The organism is Thermoplasma sp. Kam2015 (genome assembly GCF_003205235.1).
In the GTDB taxonomy this organism is placed as follows: domain Archaea; phylum Thermoplasmatota; class Thermoplasmata; order Thermoplasmatales; family Thermoplasmataceae; genus Thermoplasma.
This window is the reverse complement of the sequence record NZ_QJSM01000031.1, coordinates 1-9,021: the sequence shown is the minus strand read 5'-3', so window position 1 is coordinate 9,021 and position 9,021 is coordinate 1. Positions and strand designations below refer to the sequence as shown.

Sequence of the window (9,021 nt, the reverse complement as noted above, 5' to 3'; positions counted from 1 at the left end):
ATATTCCTTTGCCATACGAACCGCCTCTATTTCACTGTAGCCCCTGATCATGTATGAAACTATGGCTGAAGAAAGAGTATCTCCAGTTCCATGCGTGTTCTTTGTTCTAATCCTTGAACCCGGGAAAATAGTTTGATTTCCCCTTTTCATAGCCTATTATTGAATAGCCATTTCTGAAAAGTTCGTTGAAAATTTCATAGGCCTTTTCCTTCAGTTTGATCCCCAGAGACTGTTCCTCAAAGAAGAATGAAATCTTGGATGGAACATAGAACCCCAGGCAATCTGGATCACCATGCATTTTTATGCTGACATAGTCCATTTCATCGTTAACGAATTCTATTTCGCTGCATTTTCTGTCGAATATGCTCTTGATCCACCATTCTGCAACCACCCTATCAGTGCGCAAACCGCGATTTATTCCGTCGTTCATGTTTCCATAGAAGTTTCTTATGTATGTGCGTGAAATAGCACCCAGCTTTGTTATATTGAAATATGCATTCAGCGGATTGAAAGGATCAAAGGTCCATGCTATCAGATCATAACCCATTGAAGCGGCCAGTTCCTTCTGCTTTAACTTCAGATTGTATCCTATATTCGAATATTTTTTCCCCTCTATTACTCCTGCCATGTGAGAATAGAGATATATCTTTCCGTTTCTGTATCCTGGATATGAGAATGACATACCAACCATCTTTCCATCATCGTCAAATGCACCAAGAAGTATCCCACCATGATAACGCATTGAAGCTATGGTATCTCTGAATGCACCATCAATGTTATCAGCCCTCCACGCAGACTTGATAACTTCCAGAAAGCCGTCTATCTGATCCGGATCTATAATCTTCCTTATCTCCACATTCTTCAATCGATTTGATATATAAATGATCTTCCAAAGCAGATTTCGAAAAAGTTCAATGATGGGATCACTGGCTCTAATTTATAATCCCAGCAATAGGTGATATATACCAATCTGGTGCATTATCCACGTCATGATATCGATATAAAAAAGGATATTAGATAATGAGATCAATCTTCCTGATCCTCACTATCGCAGTTCTGTTCTATGAATTTTTCCAGAAAAGATCTTGCTTTTCCCTCTGTCAATTGAACTATGTTGTTGGCAAATTCGCACACTTCCTCTTTATGTTCATCAATTCTCAGAAGTTTTTCCTTGCCCTTCTCATAGCTCTCAAATACACCGGAGTTTATTGCGCGCATCGTATCTACAAGAATGGATATATCATCAGATTTATCGTTCAGGCTATCAAGAAAATCATTAACGCTCTGAAAATCTGATTTATCTATCATTTTAGATACGCCTTCTAGAACATTGGATATTATATCATCATCTTCCTCGCTGTTCTCTATTGAATTCTTCAGATATTTAGATGCGGTCTTGGCCTGATCCTTGTCCATATAGGTAAGGAACATTTCATATGAAACATCTGGGTCATTTTCATATTCCGAGAGGGCTTTGATGGACTCATCAAGTTTCCCGAGTTTTCTCAATTGTGATCCATAGAGGCTGATGTTGTAAGGGCTTCGATCAAGATTTATGAGTTCCTTGGCCGTTTCAAGGGCGCTCTGATGATCCCCCTTCTGATCCTCAGCAAGATATTTTATTTCAAGGACCTCATCATCATTCAGCCCGCTCTTATTGATCTCCTCTATCAACCGATCAAAGGAGCCATCATCAAGCAGAAAATCGAACCAGTATATCTTTGCCTCCCTGTCGCCGTTGGCGCTCAGCAGATCTTCGTAGGTTTTATATGCATCATCCTTTCTGTCCTCATCGTAATATACCCTTGCGAGAGCATCGTATAAAAATGGTTCTCCCTTATAGATCTTTATGAATTCTTTGAGTATATCCTCTGCTGTATCGTAGGATCCAACGTTCTTCAGGGTGTCGACTAGTGTGCCTATGTACTTGAAATCCTCAGTATCCTTAAATGCCTCCAGCAGCTCTTTCAGATAGCTCTCTATATCTTTCTTGGCAAGCAGAATGTTGAGCTTCAGATCATGGGCATCCGTGTTCTCCTTATCCTTCCTTATAGCGGTATTAACATTCTGCAGAGCATTTTTGTAATCGCCCTCATTATAGCTCATTTCGGCAAGATCAAGATACGCATCCGGGTCGTTTGGCTGTAGCTCGAGATATTTCTGAAGATCCTTCTTTGCCTCTTCATATTCCTCAAGGTATTGTTCAGACTTTGCCTTGTTATAGTATGCAAAAGGATAGTTTGGATCGGCCTTTATAGCTTTTATGGCCTCATCCTTCGATTCCCTAAACTTTCCTATTGATCCATAGCATATGCTCTTCAGAGAATGTAGTTCTGGATTGTTACGATCAAGTGTCTCTGCGAAGTTAAGTGCGTCAAGGGCCCCCTCATAATCGCCCTTCTTATAGAGTGCGTCAGCCTTTATGAGATGATATGAAACATCCCTCGGGCTCGCTTTAATGGCCCTTTCAATATTGCTTATCGCCTTATCGTAATCACCAAAATTTATGGCATCCTTTGCCTCACTTGCATATCTATCTGCATTATCCTTATTAGACTCCATATCGTTTCGCCTTCATTTTTGACATCTTCTCATCGTTCTCTGAGAAGTTCCTGCGCGGTCTCACCTTCGGAACCACACAATACTTTCAACCATCACAGGCATAAAGTCGGGCCAGTCACTCCCTACTCGATTATGTTACAATGGTCCCATAAAGCAAGTTCAATATTTGCCTCCATTATTTAAATTTTGATGCATTACGATGCATTCGCTTAATCGATCTTGTTGGAAGCTATCGATTGACTTGACTGTTAAGATAATATACATGGAGAAATAATCGCTCAACCTTCCAAGAATAGATAGGATCTGGCTTTCAGCAAGAATCATCAGACCTAAAAATTCCTGTACTTTATATATTAAAGAGGATGCTCTCTTGGGAAATGGTACGATAGAGCCTTTTCGTTCATTCTAAAAGACTCTACGAGGAAACCATAGAACGCATTTCTGGAAAAGATGAATCTTCCGTTTTTAGGAGGTAACCATCAAGATGCTGATCATTCAAGAAATTATTAATAAATTATCTACTTATATATTAGAAGGCATGATTCACTGATGATTGAGAAAGCAAGATATAATAGCAGACGGATGGAAATTATTGCGGACACGAAACAGGATCTTTATGTCTGGTACAAAGTCTAAAAGAAGGAATAAGTTCATCCCAGATTCCGGGGTGGTAAGGTATCTATTCACCATGCTAGTGGTATCTATGGTTTCACTTATAATACTGGCATCCACTTTTTCGGTGATGCTGTTCACGATAATGTATGGGATAAAAATAAATCGTATCACACTGATACTTTACGGCCTTATTATTGGCATAAACAGCATTATTCTTGTTCTCTCAATTAGATCATTCGTAAGCTTGTATGGAAAGCATAGTCAGTTGGATGATGAAGAGCGAATAATTCCAGCCGATCTGACTGACAATGAAAAGACAATAATAGCAATTATTGAAAGATATGGAGGTCATGCAATGCAGAATCAAATAGTAAAAGATTCCGGATTTTCCCCCGCAACAGTTTCAAGGATACTTAATTCGCTGGAAAACAAAGGTATCATACAGAGAAGGAGATACGGCATGACGAACGAGATTTTACTTCTGGGTAAAATACATTTCTGAAATGTATTTCAAGTTAGGTTTATCAGGTGTTTCAATTTATTGATTAATATGAAAAATCATCTTAGTGTTGTGATCTGGGCGCTCATAGCTATGATAGCGCTAGTTGTGATCCTCAGCGTGATTCCAACAATCTATTACGGTGCAGGATACAGAGGGTTGGGCTATGGTATGATGGGGTATCCATATTATGGCATGTATATATTCATGCCGATAATGGCCATAATCTCTGTACTCGTGATAGTGCTGTTCATATACCTCTTCTTCGGAGCATTTTCTGGTATTCACAATTACGACAACCGAGCTGAGGAGATACTAAAAGAGAGATATGCTAGAGGAGAAATTTCAAAAGAGGAATATGAAAAGAGATTGGAAGATCTGAGGAGATAACAGATGGTAACTAAATCTCCTCATTTTTTCTCTTTGAATGGACATCCTTGGGATTCAGAGCATGTCTTTCCCAGACTCTTCAGTAATGAGAGTACAATACCTATGCCTCTCTGAGTATCATCGTCCTTCATTTTCTGAAGAATTCCACTTACACCGCCAACAGGTTCCACATCTTCAGTTTTTATTGCATTTTCCACAGCCTTTATAGCATTTGTATAATGTGGAAACATTCCAAGATCTATTGTTGTGAGAGAATTTGCTATAACCTCTGAGTTATCGATAAGATTCATAAAGAAACCGCTTGATAGCAACTTCTTTAATGAGCTTATAACTTCCTCATCCTTCGCCATTCTATATAGTATATCAATTATTCCACTCCTATCCAGTTCCACTATAATAGACAGGATTTTTTGAACCGATCCTTCAGTGCCCTCCAAAACATAGTCATCTTTTAATTTTTCCAACTTCACCTACCTCCACTGTGAGGCAATTCAAATCTGATGGCATCATTTGAAGATAATTTGGAATCATCTATATATTTAATAGATATCATACTGTATTAAGTATCAATTGATATATTAATGTTGTTAGCTCCGTTCAGTGTAAGATTTTATAGTGAGGTTAGGCTTTTGCTGGAACAGGTAAAATCATCTCTTCGAGCAGAAAGTATTGGAACTTCCCCTAATGAGAAAGTATAATGAAATTCTACACGGTAAATAAGAATAGGACCAACGCGTTCAGAATATACACCTAGGGATTTATGATACGGTGTTTGGGTGGAATATACCGTACGGGCAGAGGTCTATTCGTTAAAAGGAATACCCGAAGATTCAGCTTATGGATCGTTCACGCTCTCAGGGAAGATGAGAACCATAATATCACAGGTTAGCATCATATGTTATGCTCCATCTTATCATCGCCGATGCCGAACTGGAAACTATCCCAGAACAGATGACAGAAGATCCAGCGATAAGGCGATTCGCCAAGAAGAGAAACAAAAAGGTCGACAAGATAATACTGGATTCCAACTATATGCATACCTCTATCGACCGATACTTTCCAAACGAATCAAAGAGGAGGGGAAGGCCTGATATAATATATCTGTTGCTGGAGATGGCGCAGGAATCTATCCTTAATCATAAGAATCAGTTGAGAACTTATATACATACGAGAAATAACAAGGTAATAAGAATAAGTCCAATCACTAGGATGCCCAAGTCATATAATAGGTTTATAGGTCTCTTCGAGGATCTCTTCGACAAAAAAATCATAACGAACAGCGGGAAAAAGCTGCTCTCAATTGAAGATTCGACTCTTCGAGATCTGATAAATTCCATAAATGTTGATAGGAATATACTCCTACATCCGAAAGGCGAAATGAAAAAACCGTCGGAAATCTTAGATAAATCCGATTTGCTTGTTGTGATTGGTGGTTTTTCTGAGGGTGATTTCCTCAGCGATATATCATATATGCAAGAAAAATATGCAATATTCGATCAGGAACTAACAATATGGTCTGTCGCAAATGAAGTCATAGCAAATTATGAGCGGGCCATAGGCCTCACATAGTGTTTCATTAGTTATGGCCGCTTTTTGTGGAAAGGATAAAATATTGTTGAATAATTGCCAGAACACGGATAGGTGGCAGAGAGGTCATGCGTGGGACTGCAGATCCCATCTACTAGGGTTCGAATCCCTACCTATCCTCTTGACTGCGGTTTTCTTGTAATTTGCAACTGTTAATGTTCCTCAAAGTATATGTCGCAAAGTCATTATCATCGTTATATAAATCTGGTCATGTATCATTTTAGACCTCCACATCTAGCAAACTTACACTAAAAATATGGTGCCCTGGAAAGTTAGCTCAGCAAATCTCTTGTTATCAATGAACATTCTTCAATTGGCAATCCACTAGTTATGCATAAAGAAATTATCGAAGAATACATAAGAGATGAAATGTACTTATCATGGTTGCGGAGATTAATTCGCAAGTTGTAGGCTTGCTTTCTGGAGGTAGTAGATCAGAAATACTGTCCGAGCATGGATGTTATCCAGGGGATTTTAATAGAGAGGTTAGGGGTTTGGGGGAAGCAGTAATTCTCCTTCTTCGAACAGGAGATACACGGACTTCACCCGATAAATAGAAATATTTATAGATTGTCTTCCTACATTCTTCAGTATCATCCACGATAACCAAGCGTACGATACTTGAGTAGGATCGGTGCGAACCGAATTCACGCCTGTGGTTATAGTGATATATGGCTTGTACGGATATCCGGAAGGGTAGAGGTCTCTTCGATGAAAGGAAGATCCGAAGCTTCAGCTGAAGAGTAGCTCACTATATATTACCATTAGAGATGAACCTATACTTATGGAAACCGCAAACATCGTGATAATTGGCGCTGGAGTTGTTGGTTTGGCTATCGCCTCTCGATTATCAGAAAACAACGAATCAGTTTACGTTTTTGAAAAGAATAAGGCCATAGGCGCGGAAACAAGTAGCCATAACAGTGGCGTCATACACTCTGGCATATACTATCCAAAGGGAACCTTGAAAGCGAAACTCTCTCTCAGGGGAAATGCCATGATATATGAGCTCTGTGAGAAACATGAGATACCTTTCAAACGGCTCGGAAAATTGATAGTTGCTAACGGAGAACGTGAATTGAAAGCACTAGAAAGACTCGCGCAGAATGGCAGGAACAATGGAATTGAAGACATACAGATGCTAGAGGCTGATGATGTAAGGGCAATTGAGCCACCCGTTCATGCGGATAAGGCTATATATGTCCCATCTACGGGAATTCTTGAACCCTATGATCTGATGAATTTTTTCTATTATAGCATCAAGAAAAACGGTGGACTCATCGCTCTTGATACTGAAGTTACTGGAATAAGAAAGTCCCATGATGGCTATATAATCGATGGGATAAGCGCGGGAGAGAGATTCTCAGTTAGATGCAATACGGTCATAAACAGTGCAGGCCTTTATTCCAGCAGAATTGCTGAACTTGCGGGATTTGATATAGATAAGCTTGGATACCGCATAAGCTATGTGAAAGGTGATTATTTCAGAGTATCTGGAAAACTGCCTGTTAAAAGACTAATATATCCTATGCCTGAAGAGAAGGGCCTTGGCATACATCTTACTCCGGATCTTTCTGGATCCATAAGACTGGGCCCAAACGCGTATAACGTCGATCACATAGATTATCGCGTTAATTCAAGTGTCAAAGACTTCGTAGAATCAGTACAGAGTTTTTTGCCCTCCATAACGGAATATGAAGTACATGAAGATTCATCTGGCATAAGACCACAGTTGATAAGGCATGATGGTTCATACAGAGATTTCATAATAAGGAACGAAGCTGACCACGAGATGCCTGGTTTTATAAATCTCATAGGTATTGAATCTCCTGGTTTGACAGCATCTCCAGCAATAGCGGACTATGTTTCTGATATATACAATAATGAGATAAAAGGCTGATCAACAGACATTTTCATATATTGAGGTCTCAGGTTTTCCCAATATTTGCAAGATGGTATGTATGTTTTTAAAATTGTGAAAAGAGTGATAGAATACAGTTTTTCATAATAAAATCAAAAATCGACTCCGCGCCTTGCAAGTATGCCCTTCTGATATGGATGTCTCGGCGAGGAGACCTCCGTGATGAGATCAGCCTTATCCATAATTTCCTTCGGCATCTTTCTCCCGGTGAAAACCAGTTCGGTATGTTCTGGTTTTATCTTGAATATCTCCATAACCTCATCCAGACTCAGCAGGTAGTAGTAGAGAGCCACATTTATCTCATCATATATGAACACATCCCAGTTTCCACTCCCAAGCTCTTTCAGGGATGCTTCAAAATGTTCTTTGACAGCCTCTCGGTAGTCATCTGGAGGATGTCCTTTCTTGCAGATCACAACATTCTTAACCTTGTCCAGATCCTCCTTCGGTATTTCATTTTCCCAGGCAATGAAATACGGCATCCCCACGTAATCAACCTTGAGATTCCTATCAAACATTATTGCGGATTTATTTTCGCCATATACTCCGGTCTTCATAAATTGAAGTATATACACCCTGTAGCCCCATCCAAGTGCTCTGAAGGCCAGGCCAAACGCCGCCGTTGTTTTTCCCTTTCCGTCACCTGTGAATACATCTATGAGGCCAAGTTTGGAATTCTCATCCATGATCCAAGATCGAAATGCGATATAATAGACATCACTAGTCTAAAATATGAAAAACTGTTCAACTTGTGAGCTACTCCTAAGCTAAAGCTTCGGAGCTTCCTGATTCAACGACCGACCTCTGCCTGTACGGATATATTCCGCACAAGCCCGATGTTGCGATCTCCACAGGCGTGTATTCGGGCTGCACCAGCCCTACTTTTATCAATCCAATCTTCCTTATGTTCTTTGATGCGTTGTGATCCCTGTCGATCGTTAATCCGCACACATCACAATGATATATGCGATCTGATAACTTCAGATCATGCTTTATGTTACCGCATCTTGAACATATCTTAGATGATGGATCGAACCTTCCTATCTCTATTATATTCTTTCCATATTTTTCCGATTTCCATTCCAGTTTCTGCTTGAAGGAATAGAAAGAAACATCAGATATGCTCTTGGATATACGATGGTTCTGCATCATTCCATGTACGTTGAGGTCTTCGATGACTATGGTATCGTACCGCTTGGCTATCGCAGTCGATATTTTATCAAGGAAGTCCTCACGCATGTCTCTTAGTTTTTTGTACTCTTTCTGCAATCTCAATATCTGCTTCCTTCTATCCTTCGATCCATTCTGCTTTCTCGATAACTGTTTTTGAAGACGCTTTATTCTTTTCTCTACCTTCTTTATGAATCCTGGATTCTCTATTGCTATACCATTCGATAAGGTTGCAAATTTTTCGATGCCTAGATCTATGCCAACGGAGTTCTCTGAG

9 protein-coding genes, 1 tRNA gene and 1 pseudogene are annotated in these 9,021 nt (G+C 39.7%); 5 read left to right on the top strand and 6 right to left on the bottom strand.

All coding sequences use genetic code 11. From position 1 onward, the window contains the following. From DMB44_RS06745 to DMB44_RS06735, 3 genes and pseudogenes are all read right to left on the bottom strand, one after another. Positions 1-123 (bottom strand): annotated as a pseudogene (locus tag DMB44_RS06745) (bifunctional hydroxymethylpyrimidine kinase/phosphomethylpyrimidine kinase); the annotation flags it as partial. Continuing rightward, entirely contained in the window at positions 107-856 is a 750-nt protein-coding gene (locus tag DMB44_RS06740; protein WP_110642104.1) for a hypothetical protein, read from the bottom strand. The gene DMB44_RS06740 and the pseudogene DMB44_RS06745, both read right to left, overlap by 17 nt. 170 nt (positions 857-1,026) lie before the next feature. Beyond that, positions 1,027-2,562 (bottom strand): lipopolysaccharide assembly protein LapB, encoded by a 1,536-nt coding sequence (locus DMB44_RS06735; RefSeq protein WP_110642100.1) that lies wholly within the window; start codon positions 2,560-2,562, stop codon positions 1,027-1,029. A gap of 616 nt (positions 2,563-3,178) precedes the next feature. Here DMB44_RS06735 and DMB44_RS06730 point away from each other — a divergent pair. Both DMB44_RS06730 and DMB44_RS09500 read left to right on the top strand, forming a co-directional pair. After that, positions 3,179-3,679 (top strand): MarR family transcriptional regulator, encoded by a 501-nt coding sequence (locus DMB44_RS06730; protein ID WP_110642098.1) that lies wholly within the window; start codon positions 3,179-3,181, stop codon positions 3,677-3,679. 48 nt (positions 3,680-3,727) lie between these two features. Beyond that, positions 3,728-4,066, top strand: coding sequence for an SHOCT domain-containing protein (locus DMB44_RS09500; RefSeq protein ID WP_201796948.1), 339 nt, complete (start codon positions 3,728-3,730; stop codon positions 4,064-4,066). A 20-nt stretch (positions 4,067-4,086) separates the two neighbouring features. On the opposite strand, the gene DMB44_RS06720 is transcribed toward DMB44_RS09500, so the two are convergent. Further along, entirely contained in the window at positions 4,087-4,536 is a 450-nt protein-coding gene (locus DMB44_RS06720) for a DUF1641 domain-containing protein (RefSeq protein WP_110642096.1), read from the bottom strand. Positions 4,537-4,966: 430 nt separating this feature from the next. On the opposite strand from DMB44_RS06720, the gene DMB44_RS06715 reads away from it, so the two are divergent. The 3 genes from DMB44_RS06715 (at position 4,967) to DMB44_RS06705 (ending at position 7,553) form a co-directional block, all read left to right on the top strand. Continuing rightward, entirely contained in the window at positions 4,967-5,635 is a 669-nt protein-coding gene (locus tag DMB44_RS06715) for a 16S rRNA (pseudouridine(914)-N(1))-methyltransferase Nep1 (protein ID WP_110642094.1), read from the top strand. 66 nt (positions 5,636-5,701) lie between these two features. Next, positions 5,702-5,773, top strand: a tRNA-Cys gene (locus DMB44_RS06710). A 664-nt stretch (positions 5,774-6,437) separates the two neighbouring features. Beyond that, the gene (locus DMB44_RS06705) at positions 6,438-7,553 is read left to right on the top strand and encodes an NAD(P)/FAD-dependent oxidoreductase (protein WP_110642091.1); all 1,116 of its coding nucleotides are present in this window, start codon (positions 6,438-6,440) and stop codon (positions 7,551-7,553) included. A gap of 113 nt (positions 7,554-7,666) precedes the next feature. Here DMB44_RS06705 and DMB44_RS06700 read toward each other — a convergent pair whose 3' ends face one another. Further along, entirely contained in the window at positions 7,667-8,260 is a 594-nt protein-coding gene (locus tag DMB44_RS06700; protein ID WP_110642089.1) for a cob(I)yrinic acid a,c-diamide adenosyltransferase, read from the bottom strand. A 76-nt stretch (positions 8,261-8,336) separates the two neighbouring features. Further along, on the bottom strand, positions 8,337-9,021 hold a 685-nt coding region (locus DMB44_RS06695), incomplete at its 5' end, for an RNA-guided endonuclease TnpB family protein (RefSeq protein WP_153280185.1).